The organism is Nocardiopsis eucommiae, from assembly GCF_965344335.1.
Classification (GTDB): domain Bacteria; phylum Actinomycetota; class Actinomycetes; order Streptosporangiales; family Streptosporangiaceae; genus Nocardiopsis; species Nocardiopsis eucommiae.
Window position 1 is genome coordinate 20,316 of record NZ_CBDRIY010000009.1, and the last position, 16,931, is coordinate 37,246.

Genomic DNA, 16,931 nt, shown 5'->3' on the forward strand with positions numbered 1-16,931 from the left:
ACCGATGGCCAAACGGCTCACCTACAGTGACGCGCTCAGGATTCTCGGCGGCGGCGACTCGGAGGCACTGGACCTCGCGGAGAAGGTGGCCGACGGCGGGCTGGGTCTGGTGGGCGTCCCCGACCTGTTCGGAATGCGCGGCGCCCTGGTCAGCAAGGGCCGCCAGCTGTTGGAGGGGCTGGGCGGCAGGCTCCGTGGGGAGAGCCGACTGACCCGGTCCGAGAAGATCCAGGCCGCCCACCAGATCCTGGTGGTCACCTCCGTCTTCGAGGCCGCCGACGAGGTGTTCACACGGGTCGGGATGCCCTTCGGGCTGGACGACCTGGAGATCACGTCGGACGAGCAGTTCGCGCTCTTGGGCGCGCGTCTGCTGGAGCTCCCCGGTCCACGACCGTCCTTCCCGATCACCCACTCCGGCCACCGGCGGGAACGCGGCACGGTGACGGTCGAGTTCGCGCAGGGCGCGGCCGCCTGCGTCGCGGACTTCGCCTGTGGTCTGGCGGTGGCGGAACGGCACGGGATCACCCCGGACCACCTCCTGGTGCGGAAGTTCAGGGCCACCATGGCCCAGGTGGTTCCCGGACGCCTGGACGAGAACATCCGGCGGTTGGGGGCCGAGATCCCCGAGTTCGGCATGTGGTTGCACACGAGTGAGCACGAACGGACCCGGGAGGAGATCGGCACCGGCCTGTCCGACCTGCACGAACAGCTGGCGCGTATCAGCTCCACGCGTCCGGTCACCCGGAGGAGGCAGGAACTCACCGCCTCCTACCAGGCGGTGCTCAACCGGCCGATCCTGCGCTCCGACGACGCACCGGCCGGGCTGGTGCTGCCCTCCCTCCGCACGGCCTACATCCCGCCACGCGGGCGGGTCACCATGGCGCACGAGACCCACAACGCGGCCAGTGACGCCTGGTGGCGGGACTTTCCCGTCCAGGACGACCTCCAGACGATCGTGGCCTCCCTGATCACGCATCCCCGGGCCACCGAGTACCCCACGGTGATCCTCGGCCACCCCGGCGCGGGCAAGTCCAAGTTCACCGAGATGCTCGCCGCCCAGCTGCCGCCGGAGGACTTCCTCCCCATCCGCGTGGAGCTGCGCGCCGTCAGCCCCAACGCGCCCCTGCACGTCCAGATCGAGGACGGGCTCCGGGCGGACCTGCACGCCAGCGTCTCCTGGCGGGAGCTGGCCGACGACGCCGACGGCGCGCTGCCGGTGATCATCCTGGACGGCTTCGACGAACTCCTCCAGGCGACCGGCGTGGACCGCTCCGACTACCTGGAGCGGGTCCAGGAGTTCCAGCAGCGCCAGGAGGCCCTGGGACAGCCGGTGGTCGTGATCGTCACCAGCCGCACGCTGGTGGCGGACCGGACCCGGTTCCCCCCGCTGACCACCATCATCCGTCTGGAGGCCTTCGACGACACCCAGATCGAGCAGATGCTCGCCGTGTGGACCAGCGCCAACACCCGCGCCTTCGGGTCCGCGAAGCTGAGACCGCTCACCCCGGAGGCGGTGCTCCGCTACCGCGACCTCGCCGAGCAGCCCCTCCTCCTGATCATGCTGCTGATCTACGACGCCCACGGCAACGCACTGCTCGACGCCTCGGACGACCTCTCCCACGGTGAGCTGTACGAGCGGCTGCTCACCATGTTCGCCCGGCGCGAGGTCGACAAGCACCGGCCCCATCTGGGCGGTCGTGACCTCGACCGGGCGATCGAGGACGAGCTGCGGCGGCTGGAGGTGGCCGCGATGGCGATGTTCGCCCGGGGGCGCCAGAGCGTGCGCGCGGAGGAACTGGACGAGGACTTGGCCGTCCTCATGCCCGAGGCGGCGGAGAACCCCGACGACGCCGACCTCCACGGCCGGATCGCCCCCGCGCACCAGGTGCTGGGACGGTTCTTCTTCGTCCACGAGGCGCGGTCCCGGACCACGGACGGCACCAGCAGCGCCTTCGAGTTCCTGCACGCCACCTTCGGTGAGTACCTGGTCGCCCGCATGGTGGTCGCGGCCTTGGAGGAACTGGTCGAGGACCGCGCCCGGGTGTCCCGGAGGCGGAGCCGGGCCCTGCACCTGGACGACGGTGAGCTGTACGCGCTGGCGTCCTTCGCGGCCTACGCGGGCCGGGACCGGGTGGTGACCTTCCTGGACGAGCTCCTGACCCGTCGGCTGGAGGAGGAACCCGCGCTACGGGAGGAGTTCCGGGAACTCCTCCTGGAGCTCTTCCAGGAGGCGCCCTTCCCCGCGGCCAACCGCTCGTTCCCCGGGTACGAACCCCTGCGGATGCCCGTCACCTCGCGGGAGGCGCGCTACACCGCGAACCTGGTCACCCTCCTGATCCTGGTCAGCGAGGAGCCGGTGCCCCTGGAGAGCCTCTATCCGGACTCGGACGACCCCTGGCGCGCCTGGCGGCGAACGGTGGCCCTCTGGCGTGCCCTGTCCGCCACCCAGTGGTTCGGGATCGTCGACTTCATGCGGATGCGCCACCTGGGCTACTGGAAGGGCGAACGCCCGTTCAGCGCCCTCACTCGCGACCACGGCGAACCCGTGAACGTCGGTGAGTGCGTCGGCTTCGAACTCCGCGCCGACTCCCCGGGGGATCCCTCGACCCTCAACCCCTATGAGGTGGAGGTCCCCTACTCGACGGTGGTCTCGCGGCTGCTCCGCTCCACGGCCATGCGCGCCAACGGCACGGCCTCCCGGATGGCCCTGTTGCTGACCCCGTACCTGCGCTACGTCTCCGACGACCTGGGCACCTGGTACACCAGCGGAGACCAGAAGTCCTGGGTCGAGACCCACGAGGTCCTGCGCCTGCGCCTGGAACCGATCGACCAGATCCCGGAAACCCTGGTCACCGACCGTCTGAGCAGCTACTCGCGCCTCATCTTCCGTGACGAACCCGACCAGGTGGTACTCACCGTGCTGCGGCAGGCCGTGGAGGACCTGCGGTCCTGGCCGGACCAGCTGAGCCCGGACTCCCGGCTCGCGCTGTCCCGGATGGTCCAGAAGGCGCTCCGCGGCATGGTCAGGAGACAGGCCACTCCCCCGGCGGTGTGGGACTCCTTCCAGCGGCTCAGGCGGGAACTGCTCCAGTTCGTGGGCCGGCTGGAGAACGAACCGATGGACGGGCCCCGGGACACGCCTCCGTCCCGGCCCGTGCCCATCGGCCGGGCCGCCGCCTCGGGGGACGACCCCTTCGGGTATCCCGGTGGCCTGGCCGAGCCCTTCGAGCACCCCGGTGGGTCGGCCGGGCCGCCCCCGGACGGTCTCGGTTAGTCCGCCAGGGCCCTCCTGAACAGGGCCGGGACGACGTCACCGATGGGATCGCGCAGGACCGCGCTGGCGTAGTCGTCGTACGGGGTGGGTTCGGCGTTGACCACGAGCAGCGCGGCCCGACCCATCATGGCGACGTCGCACAGCCCGGCGACCGGGTGGACCGTGAGCGAGGTGCCGATCGCCACGAACACGTCGCACTCGCGGGCGGCCTGGGCGGCCCGTTCGATGACCTCGGGGTCCAGGCGCTGACCGAAGGAGATGGTGTCCGTCTTCTGGATGCCCCCGCACACCGGGCACCGGGGGTCGGACTCCTCGTCGAGGCGATCGAGCACCTCCGGGCTGGGGGTGCGCAGGCCGCAGGTCATGCACATGACCCGGAGCATCGTGCCGTGGACCTCGATGACCTCGTCCTCGGGCACCCCGGAGCGCTGGTGCAGGCCGTCGATGTTCTGGGTGACGAGCGCGTGCAGGCGCCCGGCGGCAGCCAGGTCGGCCAGCGCGCGGTGGGCCGCGTTGGGTTCGGCCTTCCAGACCTGGTGGGAGCGGCGGGCCAGCCAGGTGCGGCGGCGCACGTCCACGTCTCCCATGTAGCTGTCGATGTCCGACATCGCTTCGGCGTCGGGATCGGTGGTCCACAGCCCCTGGGGGCCACGGAAGTCCGGGATGCCGGAATCGGTGGACACTCCGGCGCCGGTCAGGACGGTGACGCGCCGCGCGGAGGCGAGCAGGTCCGCCGCGTGCTCGAACCCGTCCGGGTCGGCGAACGGCGTGGTGTCGTCGGTCATCGAGGCCATACCCCATTCTTACAGCGTCTTTGCACGGCTTTCCCCGGTCTTGGCCCAGCACGGCGCTTTCCGGACCGATCCTGCCCTTAACCTCGGGGAACGTGTGGGGCGGGTGCCGCCAGGCCCCAGCCGATGCACACGAGGAGGGCAAAGGGTGCAAAAATACGACACAATCATGAAGCAGCCCTCCTACATCCTCGTGGTCAACGGGACCAAGGTCGAGCGCCCGGTGTTCGTGCTCGGCGCCCCCCACTCCGGGGTTCCGGTGATCGCCCGCGCCCTGGCCCGCGCGCCCGGCTTCCATATCGGCGCCGGATCCCCCGGTGTGCTCAACGCCGTCTACGCCGTGGCCAGGCGCCCCTCCCTGGCACAGGACAAGGTGTCGGGCACCGCGACCCTGCTGCGCGAGGCCTACGCCGAGATCTGGCATCTCACCCCCCTGACCTGCCCCAGGTGCCCCGGGCCCGGCGCCCGGGTGCCGGCCAACGCCTCCGCCGAACCCTGCGAGCACAGCGCTGCTGCGCGCCGTTACGGCGACGCCAGCCCGGACCTCCTGTACTCGGCGAGCGCCCTGCACGCCGCCTTCCCCGACGCGCGCTTCGTCCAGATCATCCGCGACGGCCGTGACGTGGTCGCGGACATGATGGAGGACGAGCGGTCGCTGGCCTGGCTCAAACCCAGCTTCATGAAGCTGGACCACGAGTTCCCCAACCACTTCTTCGGGTTGGAGGAGGAGTCGGATCTGGGTGACTTCACCGACGGGTCGGTGGCGACCAAGTGCGCGATGCGCTGGCGGGGCGCGGTGCGCATGTCCGCGCGACTGCGCAAGGAGATCGGCCCGGAGCAGCTGATGACCCTGCGCTACGAGGACGTGCACGGGCAGGAGATCGAGACCGCCGAGCGCCTCCTGGAGTTCACCGGCGCCCGGGTCTCGGCCAGCGAACTCCTGACCGACCACTCGTGGCGCGTGGGGTCGTGGCGGGAGCGGTTGACCCGCGGGGACCACGGTGACGTGCACGAGGTGGCCCGCCACGAACTCTCCCGGCTGGGGTACCTCTAGGCGTCCGGGACCCCGTGGGCGGTGAGGAGGGTGTCGGCGGCCGCGCGCGCCGTCAGGGCGGCGTCGGCCTCCCCCGTGACGTTGCGCGCGACGACGGCTCCCTCGTGCAGCATCGCCAGGACGGAGCCCAGCGTCCCGGGGGCGGTCGCCCCGCACTCCCGGGCGAGGTCGGTGTACAGGTCCCGCAGCCACTCCTTCTGTTCCTCGGCCACGGCGCGGCCGGGGTGCTCGGGGTCGGAGAGCTCGGCGTAGGCGTTGACCATGGCGCAGCCGCGCTGGTTCTCCTGCCGCATCCACGCGTCCAGGGCCTCGAAGGTCGCCCCGATCCGGGCACGCGGTGAGGCGTCCGGGTCCTGGTGCGCGGCGAGGAAGTCGCGCCAGCGGGCGTCACGGGCGCGCAGGTAGGCGACGACCAGCCGCTGTTTGGAACCGAACCGGTCGTAGATGGTCTTCTTGGTGACCCCGGCGCGCTCGGCTACCAGTTCCATGCCCACGGTGTTGATCCCCCGCGTGTAGAAGAGCTCGGTGGCCACGTCCAGGACGCGGCGCGCGGCGGGGGTGAGCCGGGGTGCCTCGGTGATGCCGGTCATCGTTTCCTCCTGGGTTCGGTGACTACATTGTGAGTATACCGACCGGTGTGTTTACGTGTGCGGCATGCAGACCACCGCTGAGCGCACACGGACCCGAACGACCTCCCGCCCCCTGATCCCCTTCCTGCTGGCCGCCGGACTCGTCGTGATGTGGAGCTCGGGGTTCGTCGGGGCCGAGCTGGGCACCCGACAGGCCCCGGCCACCACCCTGCTCGCCTGGCGTTTCCTTGTCGTCGGCGGACTGCTCGTGGCCTGGTGCCTGTGGCGGGGAACCCGGATGGGCGGCCGCGACCTGGCGCTGCACGCGGTGCTCGGAGTGCTGGCCCAGGCCGGGTACCTGTACGGAGTGGTGGCCGCCGCCGAGGCGGGAGTGGCCGCCGGGACCAGTGCTCTGGTCGCCGCCCTCCAACCGATGGTGGCCACCGCGCTCGCCCTCCCCCTGCTCGGGGAGCGGGTGCGCGGACGCCAGGTGCTCGGGCTTCTGGTGGGCCTGGTCGGCGCGGCCATGGTGGTCGGCGCGGACCTGCTCAGAACCGGATCCGCCCCCTGGTGGGCGTACGCGCTCCCGTTCGGCGCCATGCTCTCGCTGGTGGCCGCCACCCTGGTGGAACGGCGCACACGTCCCGGCGGAAGCCTGGTGGAGGCGCTGGCCGTGCAGTGCGCGGTGAGCGCGGTCCTGTTCACCGGGCTGGCCGCCGCGACGGGGACCCTGGCCCCGCCCGCCGCTCCGGGGTTCTGGGCCGCGGTGGCATGGGTGGTCCTGCTGTCCACGCTGGGCGGCTACGGGCTGTACTGGGTCAACCTGGCCCGGACCAGCGTGGCGCGGGTGTCGGCGCTGCTCTACCTGACGCCACCCACCACACTCGTGTGGACGTGGCTGATGTTCGGGGAGCCGGTGGGCGCGGGTGCCCTCGCCGGGATGGGGGTGTGCGTGGTGGCGGTGCTCCTGGTGCGGTCCCCGGAACGGTGACCGGGCGGGCGCGTCCCCGACCCTGGTGGTCGGGGCGCGGCCCGGCGCGGGTCAGTGTCGCGCGCTCTCGGGTTCCCCGGGCTCGTCGGTTCCGGGGCCGTCCACGAAGGGGTCGTCGACCTCCTCCACGAGACCGATGGGTCCCTCCCCGGCCAGCTCGGCGCTGTCACGCGGGTCCGGGATCACCGCGACGCACTCGAACTCGACCTGCGCCCCCTCCTTCAGGAGCTCGGTGACGCCCAGGACGGCCATCGGCGGGTAGTAGCGGCCCATGTGCCGTCGGTAGACGGAACCGAGCGTCCTGAGGTTGACCCGGTAGACACCGATGGAGGTGGTGTAGACGCGCATGCTCACCACGTGGGCGGGCTCGGCGCCCGCCGTCCGCAGCGCCTCCACCACGTTGGCGAGCGCGTGGTCGAACTGCTGCACCAGCGAGTCGCCGGTCAGCGCCCCGTCGGAACGCAGGGCGGTCTGTCCGCCCACGTACACGGTGCGGCCCGGGGTCACCACGAGGGCGTGTGCGTAGCCCACGGGGTCGGGAAGGGAGAGCGGGTTGATGATCTCGTGCGGTGTCTGGTCCATCGGCGGACCCTCCGTCTCGCTCGGCGCGCACCCGGGACTCCCCCGGGGAGAGCGTCGTCCGACATGCGGCTACCATGACCGCATGATCTCTTCCGTGCTGTCCGTCCTGGCCCTGACCGCTGTGGTCGGGCTCTTCCTCGCGATCTTCGTCGGCGGCGGCGTGTACGTCGCCCGTGTGCGCCGCGACGGCATCGACGCCACCCTGGCCGGTGCCCGCAGGCTCCGCGAGCTGCGCTAGCCGCTCTGGGCCGCGCCGCCACCGGCCACCGGTCGGCCGCGCGGCTCAGTCGCCGTCGAAGGCGTCCGGGTCCGGTCCGAACCGGTGCCCCTCGTCGAGGCCGTTGATCCGCGCCATGTCCTCCTCCGAGAGCTCGAAGTCGAAGATCTCGAAGTTGGATGTGATGCGCTCGGGCGTCACCGACTTCGGGATGACCACGTTGCCCAGCTGGACGTGCCACCGCAGCAGCACCTGCGCGGGCGTGCGTTCGAGTTCCTCGGCGATCTCGGTGATGAGCGGGTGACGGAGGAGTTCGCCCTGCCCCAACGGGCTCCAGGCCTCCGTGGCGATGTTGTGGTCGGCGTCGAAGGCCCGCGTCTTCTCCTGGGAGAGCAGCGGGTGCAGCTCGATCTGGTTGACCATGGGAGCGATCCCGCCCTCCTCCATGACCCGTTCCAGATGCGGCTGCTTGAAGTTGCACACGCCGATGGCGCGGGCACGGCCCTCCGCGTACAGGCGCTCCAGCGCCTTCCAGGTGGGCACGTAGAGGTCGCGTTCGGGCAGCGGCCAGTGGATGAGGTAGAGGTCCACCACGTCCACGCCGAGCCGCTCCGAGCTGGCGTCGAAGGCGCGCAGGGCGGCGTCGTAGCCCTGGTCGGAGTTGGCGAGCTTGGTGGTGACGAACACGTCCTCCCGCTGGAGCCCCGACCGGCGCAGCGCCTCGCCCACCCCCTCCTCGTTGCCGTACGCGGCGGCGGTGTCGATACTGCGGTAGCCCGTCTCGAGGGCGTGTGAGACCGCCTCGCCCACGGAGTCGTCGGGCACCTGCCACACGCCGAAACCCAGCTGCGGCATTTGCAGCCCGTTGTTCAGCGCGATGCCGGGAACCGTCATCGTCCTCATCCCCCGTACTCCCCGTCCGGCCCGGCCGTTCCCCCGGCCGACCGGTGTGTGACCGGCGCGCCCGGCACGCCGACGCTCGGTGTTGGACTCGTGCTCTCTCCCGGGCCTGTGTGCGCATACTGCCATGTCAGCGGAGGTCGGGCTCTGAGGCTGCGCCGCGCATGTGCACGGTTTTTACCCGGATGGTCGGTCTGGGTCGGGGGCCGGAGGGGGCGATAGGCTGCCCGCCCACGCCAGGGACGCGGCCGCGGGCCGGGGGACGGCGGAGGGGGCCGGAGGAGGGGCATGGGGCGTGAGGAGCGCGCGCGGGTCAGCGCCGAGCTGGAGCGCGACCGGGCCGGACTAGTCGAGCGGATCGTCTCCGAGGTCTACGCGGAGGTCCCCGCGTACCGGGCGCTGCACGGCTCCCAGTTGGCCGAGGTCCGGGCGATCACCGGCTGGCTGGTCACCCGGTCCCTGGAGCTGTGGGTGGGCGGCGCCCTCCGGCTGCCTCCGGAGGACGTGGAGCGGCTCCGTGGGATCGGGCGGGCCCGGGCCGCCGACGGGCGTTCGATCGGTGCCGTGGTCCGTGCGCACCGGGTCGGTTCGGCCACGGCTGTGCGGTCGCTGCGCGAGCGGGCGGGCGCGAGGCTCGACGCCGCCGACGTGTTCGCTCTGAGCGAACTGTGGTTGACCTCCCTCGACCAGATCTCCGAGAGTCTGGAGACCGGCCACGCCGAGGCCGCCGAACGTCTGGACGCGGACCGGGAACGCGCCCGGCGCGCTCTCCTCGACGATCTGCTGATCGGCCGCCAGGCCTCCCAGGGCGCCATCCGGGACCGGGCGCGCACCCTGGGCATCGCACCGCCCGACCCGGCGGTGCTGGTGGTCGCCGAGCCCGCGCGCCCGGAGGACGTCACGGTGGCGGTCGGTCTCGAACTGGTGGCGGAGGCGTCAGCGGGCGGCACGGACCCCCTGGTGACGACCCGTTCGGGACGGGTGGTCGTCCTGGCCGCTCCCAGGGACTCCGAGCGGGTCACGGCGGCGCTGGTGGCCCGGGGGTGGCGGGGCTGTGCCCTGGAACCGCGCGGGCTCGCCGACCTGTCCGCCGCGTACCGGCTGGCGGACGGCGCCGTGGAGACCGCTCCCCCGCACGCCTTCGGCGCGGACGGGCTGCTGCGGGACTCCGACGCCCACGTGCTGGCACTGCTCAACGGAGGCGGGGTCGCGCCGACGACCGTGCGCCGGGTGGTCCTGGGGCCGCTGCTGGCCCACGACAACCGGCACCTGCTGGACACGCTGCGCGCCTACTTCCGTACCGGCGCGGCGACGACGGCGGCGGAGTCGCTGCACGTCCACGCCCAGACCCTGCGGTACCGACTGCGGCGGGTCCGTGAACTGACCGGCCACGACCCGCACCGCCCCTGGCCGAGGTTCGTGCTGGAGACGGCCTGCGCCGTGTCCCCCTGACCGCCCCCGCGCCACCGCGGCGCTCGGGTGGGTAGGAGACGGGGGAACCGCACCCACGAGGAGGGACCGGCGTATGCCCCCCACACCCCCCGCCCTGCACGGACCCGAGTTCGAGGCGGACCCCCACCCGGCCTACCGGTGGCTCCGCGAGCACGACCCCGTCCACCGCGTCGACCTCCCCGGCGGCGCCTGGGCGTGGTTGGTGACCCGGTACGACGACGCCCGCTCGGTGCTGGCCGACCCCACCATGCTCAAGGACCCCCGCCGCGCCGACGAGACCTGGTACCGCGCCGGTCTGGGTCTGCCCTTCGACCACCGGCCCAGCCTCGTGCGCAGCATGGTCAACGTGGACGCCCCCGACCACTCCCGGCTCCGGAGGGCGACCAGCGCGGCGTTCAGCCCGCGCCGGGTGCGGGCGCTGGAGGAGAGCGCCGAACGGATCGCGGGTGAACTCGTGACCACGCTGGCGAAGGAGGCGGAACCGGACCTGGTGCGCGACCTGGCCTACCCGCTGCCCATCGCGATCATCTGCGACATCCTCGGGGTGCCGGAGACGGACCGGCCCGAGTTCCACCGCCAGGCGGCGGTGATCGACTCCTCCTCGCCGGACGAGCACGAGGCGATCGGCGCGGCCACGGACTGGTTCGACGCCTACCTGGGTGAGCTGGTGGAGGCCCGGCTGCGCACACCCTCCGACGACCTCCTGGGCGACCTGGTGGAAGCCCACCGCGCCGGTGGGCTCACGCGCGACGAGGTGACCTCGACGGCGTTCCTGCTGCTGGTCGCGGGGCACGAGACGACGGTCGCGCTGATCGGCAACATGCTCCTGCTCCTGCTCCGCGAACCCGAGGAGCTGGCGCGGCTGCGCGAGGACCCGGCGCTGGTGGGACCAGCGATCGAGGAGGCGCTGCGGTTGGAGAGCCCGCTCCAGAACGCGACCTGGCGCTTCCCGGCGGAGGCCACGACCGTGGGCGGGGTCCGGCTGGAGGCGGGCGAACCGGTCCTGGTGTCGCTGCTGGCCGCCGGGCGCGACCCGCGAAGGTACGAGGCCCCGGACGTCTTCGACCCACGGCGCGAGGCGTCGCACCTCTCCTTCGGTCACGGCGCGCACTTCTGTGTGGGGGCACGGCTGGCCCGGGTGGAGGCCCGGCTGGCGGTCACCGCCGTCCTCGAACGACTGCCCGGCGTGCGGCTGGCCGTCGACGAGAGCGAGCTGCGGTGGTGGCCGAGCATGATCATGCACGGTCTGTTCGCGCTGCCCGTGACCTTCGACCGGGGTGCCGTCTGAATCCTTGCCACCACATGGCGTGCGTTTTCTCTCCCGACAACGGTCCGTGACCAAGACTGGCTGGCGGAGCTTCCTGTTCCACGCAGCACACCGACCCGGAGGGGGACGCGCAGTGACCACCGCCGACCAGAGTTCGAGCCAGACACCCAAGCCGCGCAACAGCCAGCCGTGGCTCCACCAGAGGGGCGAGGAGATTCAGAAGTTCGGGACGGTCCGTCAGCTGCCGGTCGGTCTGTCCTACGACGCGCGCATGTACTCGTGTCAGCGGCTCAACCAGGTGCTGTCGGATCTCCGTATCCTGCACGACCTGTACAAGAAGCACCACTGGCTCATGCGCGGGCACACCTTCTACCAGCTGCACCTGCTGATGGACAAGCACGCCGGTGAGCTGACGGAGCTGATCGACACCGTGGCGGAGCGCGTCCAGACCCTGGGCGGGGTGGCGGTGGGAGACCCGAGGCACGTCGCGGAGCTCACCCGCATCCCGCGCCCGCCGAACGGCGTGGAGGAGGTCCCGGCGATGCTCTCGCGGCTCCTGGAGGCGCACGAGTCGATCCTGGAGGAGTCCCACGAGGCCGCCGCGCGCGTGCAGGAGCAGGGCGACGACGGCTCCAACGACGTGCTGGTCTCGGACGTGATCCGCACCAACGAGCTGCAGGCCTGGTTCGTGGCCGAGCACCTGGTGGACACCCCGCTCGTGCACGCCTGACCCGCTCCGCCAGCCGTCGTACCGTGCGGGAGGGCCGGGCCACGCGCCCGGCCCTCCGTCCGCGCCGGGACGGTGCGTGACGGAGTCGGTACGAAATCGGTACGGCCCGGGAGGAGTCGAACCGGAGAGGGGGGTAGGTACCGGGCGTCGTGACCCCCGGCACCCGGGGGCACCCGACCGAGCCCGTGCTCCCGCCCCCGGAGGTACCCCCAGTGTCCGCTTCCATCGTCCTGCCCCAGGTCATCCGCGTGGGCGCGGGGGCCTCGGCCGAACTGGCCGGGACCCTGGACGCCCTCGGCCTGTCCCGTCCGCTGCTGGTGACCGACCCCTTCGTCGCGCGACAGCCGTTCTTCCTGCGGCTCCTGGCCGACCTGGAGGGGGCGGGTCTCACTCCCGGAGTGTTCGCCGACACCGTCCCCGATCCCACGACCACCGTGGTGGACGCGGGGGTGCGGGCGCTGGAGGAGGGCCGTTTCGACTCCCTGGTGGGTGTGGGCGGCGGCAGCCCCATCGACACCGCCAAGGCCGTCGCCCTGCTGGGCGCGCACGGTGGGCGGATGCGCGACTACCGGTCACCCGTGGTCACTGACACGCCCGCCCTGCCCGTGGTGGCGGTGCCGACCACGGCGGGCAGCGGCTCGGAGTGCACGCGCTACAGCATCATCACCGACGCGGAGACCGGCGAGAAGATGCTCTGCGCGGGGTTGGCGATGCTGCCCCGGGCGGCTCTGGTGGACTTCGAGCTCACGCTGGGCATGCCTGCGCGTCTGACCGCGGACACCGGGGTGGACGCCCTGACCCACGCGATCGAGGCGTACGTGAGCGCGCGGGCCAACCCGGTCTCGGACGGGTTCGCGCGCGAGGCGATGCGCACGATCTTCGCCCACCTGCGGACCGTGTACGCCGACCCGGACGACCGGGCCGCACGCGAGGCGGTGATGGTGGGCGCCACCCAGGCGGGGATGGCCTTCTCCAACTCCAGCGTCGCCCTGGTGCACGGGATGAGCCGGCCGATCGGCGCGCACTTCGGGGTGGCGCACGGACTGTCCAACGCCATGCTCCTGCCCGCCGTCACGGAGTTCTCGGTGCCCTCCGCGCCCGACCGCTACGCCGACTGCGCACGCGCGATGGGGTTGGCCGCCCCGGACAGCACGACCGGTGAGGCCACGGGCGCCCTGGTCTGGGAGCTGCGCCTGCTCAACCAGGAGCTGGAGGTGCCGACCCCGCGCGAGTACGGGATCGGTCCCGAGCCCTGGTGGGAACTGGCCCCGCTGATGGCGGAGCAGGCGCTGGCCTCCGGGTCGCCCGGGAACAACCCGCGGGTGCCCGGGGCCGAGGAGATCGTGGAGCTGTACCACGCCGTGTACGGGTGATCCGAGGATCACCACCTTATCCCTACTATTACAGTAGGGTTTTCGGGTGACCCTGTTCCTCGCCGTCCTGGCCGGATTCTCCGTCGCCGCCGTCACCACACCGGTGGGGGTCTCCGGGGCCGTGCTGCTCCTGCCCGTCCAGCTCAGCGTGCTGGGCCTGCACGGTCCCGCGGTCAGCGCCACCAACCTGCTCTACAACGTCGTGGCCACCCCGCTCGGACTGAGCCGCCTGGCCCGCTCCGTGCGTGGTCACGGTACCGGGGCGCTGGTCGCCGCCGGGGCCGCGGTCCCCTGCGCGGTCGCCGGGGCCGCGGTCCGTGTGACGTGGCTGTCGGACCCGGCGCTGTTCCGGGGTCTGCTCGCGGTGCTCATGCTCGGCATGGGCGTCCGGCTGCTGGTCACACGGGCACGGGCCCGGCCCGCACCCGTGGCGGGAAGAGGCCGCGCGCGCACCGTCCCGCTCGCCCTCGCGGCCGGAGGTGCGGCGCTCCTCGGCTCCGCCGTGGGGATCGGCGGGGGCTCGCTCCTGGCCCCGCTGCTGATCGCCGTGGGCGGCTGGTACACCTCCCGGGCGGCACTGGTGGGTCTGACCACCACCCTGGTCACCTCGGCGGCGGGGCTGGGCGCCTACGCCGTGTTCGACCGGATCGGTTTCGGCGCGGCCCCGGCCGCCCCGGACTGGGGCGTGGGCCTCGCTCTGGGAGCGGGCGGCGCGCTGGGCGCGCTGGTGGGAGTCACCCTCGGACGCCGTCTGGGTGAACGGCCTCTGCGGTTCCTGCTCGGCGGACTGGTGTCGCTCACCGGGGTCGCGTACCTGGCGGGCCTGCTGGCCTGACCGGGGAGCTCCCGGCCGGGACGCGGCGGGGCCGCGCGTCCCCTCGAACGCGCGGCCCCCACCCCCTCGTGTCGGCTACTGGGTGATCCCCCAGCGGCGACGCAGGGAGCGGTCCGCCCAGCTGAAGAAGACATCGATCATGATGCCGATGACGAGCACGATGATGATGTAGCTGAGCAGCCGCTCGGCGTCGTTGAGCTGGCGGGCCTGGCTCAGCGCCCAGCCGATCGAGTTCTGCTGGTTGATGATGACCAGCAGTTCCCCGGCCATCAGCGAACGCCAGGCGAACGCCCAACCCTGCTTGAGTCCGGTGACGAACATCGGCAGCGCCGCCGGGATGACGAGCAGCGTGTAGCGCTGGACCCCGCGCAGACCCATGACCTTGCCCGCGCGCAGGAGCGAGGGGGACACGTAGTCGATGCCCGAGGTCAGTCCGCCCGCGATCGAGGGGGCCGCGCCCAGGATGATCACGAACATGATCGCCGACTCGCTGATCCCGTACAGGAGCATCGCGAACGGGAACCACACGATCGACGGCATGGTCTGGAGGCCGGTGATCAGCGAGCCGATCGCCGCCCGCAGCGGTTTGAACTGCGACACCGCCAGTCCGACGACCACTCCCACGGCGAGGGCCAGCGCGAACCCGACGAAGGCGCGGCGCATGGTGACCTGGACGGCGGTCCAGAACTCGGGGCTGGTCACCTCGTTGAACAGCGTGGGCAGGACCCGGTCCGGGCCGGGGAACACGAACTCCGTGCGCCACCCGGACCACACGACCGCCTGCCAGGCGGCGAGCACGATGACCACGGCGGCCAGCTTGGGCCAGGTGGCGGCCCAGACGCCCCGGGCGATCTCCCCCGCGCCGCGTTCCTCGACACCGCGTCGGGGCTGGAGTTCGAGGGCGTCGAGCCCCTGGACCTGGCGGTCCCGCACGTCGGTCTCAGGCATGGCGCGAGACCTCCTCACGCAGTCGGTCGGTGATGGCGGCGGCCTGCTCCGCGATGGGTACGGAGTCGATCCGACGGGGGCGTTCGCCGTCCACCGTGAACTCCTCGATGACTCGGCCGGGACGGCTGGACAGGAGCACGACCCGGTCGCCCAGGCGCACGGCCTCCCGGACGTTGTGGGTGACGAACAGGACGGTCAGGGACCTCTCCCGCCAGATCCGTTCCAGTTCGTCGTGGAGGATGTCGCGGGTCATCGCGTCCAGCGCCCCGAAGGGCTCGTCCATGAGCAGGACGTCGGCGTCCTGGGCCAGGGCGCGGGCCAGGGCCACGCGCTGGCGCATGCCGCCGGAGAGCTCGTGGGGGCGCTTGCGTTCGAAACCGGTCAGACGGACCAGGTCCAAGAGCTCCATGGCGCGCCTGCGGCGCTCGGCCGCGGGGACCCGGTTCACCTTCATGGGGACCTCGATGTTGGCCCCCACGGTGAGCCACGGGAACAGCGCGGCCTCCTGGAACATCATGGCCACGCGGTGGTCCCCGACGTCCACGGCCCCCGTGGTGGGCTCCTCCAGCCCGGCGACCAGCGACAGCAGGGTGCTCTTGCCGCAGCCCGAGGCGCCGACGATGGACAGGAACTCTCCGGTGCCGACGCTGATCGACATGCCGTCGATGGCGGTCACGGCGCCCCTGCCCCGGCCGAAGACCTTGGAGATGGCGTCGATCTCCACGGCGTTCGTCCCGGTCGTCCGGGGTTCGGTGATGGCGGTCATGGTGCCCTTACCCTTCCAGCCCGGCGACCAGCTCGTGTCCGGCCTCGGCCAGGACGTCGTTGAGCGGGTCGAGGGCGTAGATTCCGTTGAGGTCGACCGGGTCCAGGAGTCCGATGGCCTCGGCCTGCTCCGCCTGGACCAGGAGCGACGGCGCGACCGGATCGACGGTGAAGGTGACGTTCTCGAAGGCCGCTGTGGTGAGCTCGGGGTCGAGTTCACCGCCGGTGAGGGCCTCCAGGTGGGTGCGGGAGGTCTCGGCCGCCTCCTCCGGGTGGTCGTTGATCCAGTCGACCGACGTGACGTGGCCGCGCAGCAGGTCGGCCACGGCCCCGGGGTCGCTCTCCAGGAACTCGGCGCTGACGACGAGGAGGGTGGTGACGTACTGGCCGTCGGTCTCCTCCCACAGCTCGGGTTCGTCGATGAGCAGGTGGGCGTCGTCCTCGGCCAGGACCCGGCTCAGGTGGGGCTCCGGGATCCAGGCGCCGTCGATCTCCCCGAGCCGGAAGGCGTCCACGGTGTCGGGGTTGTCCTGGGGGATGATCGAGAGGTCGCCGCCGCCCGCCGTGTCGACCTCCCAGCCCTGCTCCTGGGCGAACCAGCGCAGCGCCACGTCCTGGGTTCCCCCGAGCATCGGTGTGGAGAACGTGTGTCCGGGCAGGTCGTCGGTGGTCTCGATGTCGTCGCGGACCACCAGGCCGGTGCCCTGGGTGGCCGCCCCCGCGATGACGTGCAGGGCCTCGCCCTCGGACTGCGACCAGCCGTTGACGGCGGGGTTGGGGCCGAGGAAGGCCGCGTCGATCTCTCCGGAGAAGACCGCGTTGACCGCGTCGGGTCCGTTGTGGAAGGTCTGGGTGGCGAACTCGACGTCGCCCAGGGCCTCGTCGAGGATGCCCCGCTCCACTCCCACGAGGGCCGGAGCGTGGGTGATGTTGGGGAAGTAGCCGAGGGTCAGGGTGTCGGCGGAGCCACCGTCCCCGTCTCCCCCGCACCCGGTGGCGGCCAGCCCCAGGGCCAGGGTGGCCGCGATGGTTCTCAGCGGGGTCGGGGAAACGCGCATCTCAGGGGTCCTTGTCGGGTGTCTGCGGAGGGACGGGAAAAACTCTACTTAATAAGTAGGTTTTGTGAAAGCACCGGGGTGGCGCGAGCCGGGGTGGCGGCCCCCGTTCGGACCCGCCACCCCGT

16 protein-coding genes are annotated in these 16,931 nt (G+C 72.0%); 9 read left to right on the top strand and 7 right to left on the bottom strand.

All coding sequences use genetic code 11. From position 1 onward, the window contains the following. The first annotated feature begins 4 nt into the window (after nucleotides 1-4). Complete coding sequence (locus ACRWK8_RS07420) at nucleotides 5-3,274, top strand: NACHT domain-containing protein (RefSeq protein ID WP_431869136.1); 3,270 nt, start codon at nucleotides 5-7, stop codon at nucleotides 3,272-3,274. Here ACRWK8_RS07420 and ACRWK8_RS07425 read toward each other — a convergent pair. Beyond that, nucleotides 3,271-4,068 carry an SIR2 family NAD-dependent protein deacylase gene (locus ACRWK8_RS07425; protein WP_431869138.1) on the bottom strand — a complete coding sequence of 266 codons (798 nt, stop codon included), beginning with the start codon at nucleotides 4,066-4,068 and terminating at the stop codon, nucleotides 3,271-3,273. The genes ACRWK8_RS07420 and ACRWK8_RS07425 overlap by 4 nt on opposite strands. A gap of 166 nt (nucleotides 4,069-4,234) precedes the next feature. On the opposite strand from ACRWK8_RS07425, the gene ACRWK8_RS07430 reads away from it, so the two are divergent. After that, a complete protein-coding gene (locus ACRWK8_RS07430; protein ID WP_431869140.1) occupies nucleotides 4,235-5,119 on the top strand; it encodes a sulfotransferase family protein in 885 nt (294 codons plus the stop codon). Here ACRWK8_RS07430 and ACRWK8_RS07435 read toward each other — a convergent pair. Continuing rightward, nucleotides 5,116-5,709: a TetR/AcrR family transcriptional regulator gene (locus ACRWK8_RS07435; RefSeq protein WP_431869142.1), complete on the bottom strand. Its 594-nt coding sequence runs from the start codon at nucleotides 5,707-5,709 to the stop codon at nucleotides 5,116-5,118. The genes ACRWK8_RS07430 and ACRWK8_RS07435 overlap by 4 nt on opposite strands. A 64-nt stretch (nucleotides 5,710-5,773) precedes the next feature. On the opposite strand from ACRWK8_RS07435, the gene ACRWK8_RS07440 reads away from it, so the two are divergent. Continuing rightward, the gene (locus tag ACRWK8_RS07440) at nucleotides 5,774-6,679 is read left to right on the top strand and encodes a DMT family transporter (protein WP_431869144.1); all 906 of its coding nucleotides are present in this window, start codon (nucleotides 5,774-5,776) and stop codon (nucleotides 6,677-6,679) included. 51 nt (nucleotides 6,680-6,730) lie between these two features. Here ACRWK8_RS07440 and ACRWK8_RS07445 read toward each other — a convergent pair whose 3' ends face one another. Continuing rightward, nucleotides 6,731-7,261, bottom strand: a complete 531-nt coding sequence (locus ACRWK8_RS07445; protein WP_378741769.1) for a RidA family protein — start codon at nucleotides 7,259-7,261, stop codon at nucleotides 6,731-6,733. Between the two features lie 82 nt (nucleotides 7,262-7,343). Between ACRWK8_RS07445 and ACRWK8_RS07450 the strand changes: the two genes are divergently transcribed. Then, complete coding sequence (locus ACRWK8_RS07450; RefSeq protein WP_352388736.1) at nucleotides 7,344-7,499, top strand: hypothetical protein; 156 nt, start codon at nucleotides 7,344-7,346, stop codon at nucleotides 7,497-7,499. 45 nt (nucleotides 7,500-7,544) lie between these two features. Here ACRWK8_RS07450 and ACRWK8_RS07455 read toward each other — a convergent pair whose 3' ends face one another. Beyond that, entirely contained in the window at nucleotides 7,545-8,372 is an 828-nt protein-coding gene (locus ACRWK8_RS07455) for an aldo/keto reductase (protein WP_431869325.1), read from the bottom strand. Between the two features lie 294 nt (nucleotides 8,373-8,666). Here ACRWK8_RS07455 and ACRWK8_RS07460 point away from each other — a divergent pair, with 294 nt between their 5' ends. From ACRWK8_RS07460 to ACRWK8_RS07480, 5 genes are all read left to right on the top strand, one after another. Continuing rightward, a complete protein-coding gene (locus tag ACRWK8_RS07460) occupies nucleotides 8,667-9,830 on the top strand; it encodes a PucR family transcriptional regulator (protein ID WP_378741771.1) in 1,164 nt (387 codons plus the stop codon). Between the two features lie 73 nt (nucleotides 9,831-9,903). Continuing rightward, nucleotides 9,904-11,118 (top strand): cytochrome P450 family protein, encoded by a 1,215-nt coding sequence (locus ACRWK8_RS07465; protein WP_431869148.1) that lies wholly within the window; start codon nucleotides 9,904-9,906, stop codon nucleotides 11,116-11,118. Nucleotides 11,119-11,230: 112 nt separating this feature from the next. Then, the gene (locus ACRWK8_RS07470) at nucleotides 11,231-11,827 is read left to right on the top strand and encodes a Dps family protein (protein WP_378741775.1); all 597 of its coding nucleotides are present in this window, start codon (nucleotides 11,231-11,233) and stop codon (nucleotides 11,825-11,827) included. A gap of 212 nt (nucleotides 11,828-12,039) precedes the next feature. Continuing rightward, entirely contained in the window at nucleotides 12,040-13,200 is a 1,161-nt protein-coding gene (locus ACRWK8_RS07475; protein WP_431869151.1) for an iron-containing alcohol dehydrogenase, read from the top strand. A gap of 46 nt (nucleotides 13,201-13,246) precedes the next feature. Then, nucleotides 13,247-14,035, top strand: a complete 789-nt coding sequence (locus ACRWK8_RS07480; protein WP_431869153.1) for a sulfite exporter TauE/SafE family protein — start codon at nucleotides 13,247-13,249, stop codon at nucleotides 14,033-14,035. Nucleotides 14,036-14,110: 75 nt separating this feature from the next. Here the strand turns inward: ACRWK8_RS07480 and ACRWK8_RS07485 are convergent, their stop codons facing one another. The 3 genes from ACRWK8_RS07485 to ACRWK8_RS07495 are packed head-to-tail and all read right to left on the bottom strand — an operon-like array spanning nucleotide 14,111 to nucleotide 16,806. After that, a complete protein-coding gene (locus ACRWK8_RS07485) occupies nucleotides 14,111-14,983 on the bottom strand; it encodes an ABC transporter permease (protein WP_378741782.1) in 873 nt (290 codons plus the stop codon). Continuing rightward, complete coding sequence (locus tag ACRWK8_RS07490) at nucleotides 14,976-15,749, bottom strand: ABC transporter ATP-binding protein (protein WP_378741784.1); 774 nt, start codon at nucleotides 15,747-15,749, stop codon at nucleotides 14,976-14,978. Before ACRWK8_RS07490 ends, ACRWK8_RS07485 begins: the two co-directional genes overlap by 8 nt. A gap of 7 nt (nucleotides 15,750-15,756) precedes the next feature. Next, nucleotides 15,757-16,806, bottom strand: a complete 1,050-nt coding sequence (locus tag ACRWK8_RS07495) for an ABC transporter substrate-binding protein (RefSeq protein ID WP_378741786.1) — start codon at nucleotides 16,804-16,806, stop codon at nucleotides 15,757-15,759. Nucleotides 16,807-16,931 lie beyond the last annotated feature (125 nt).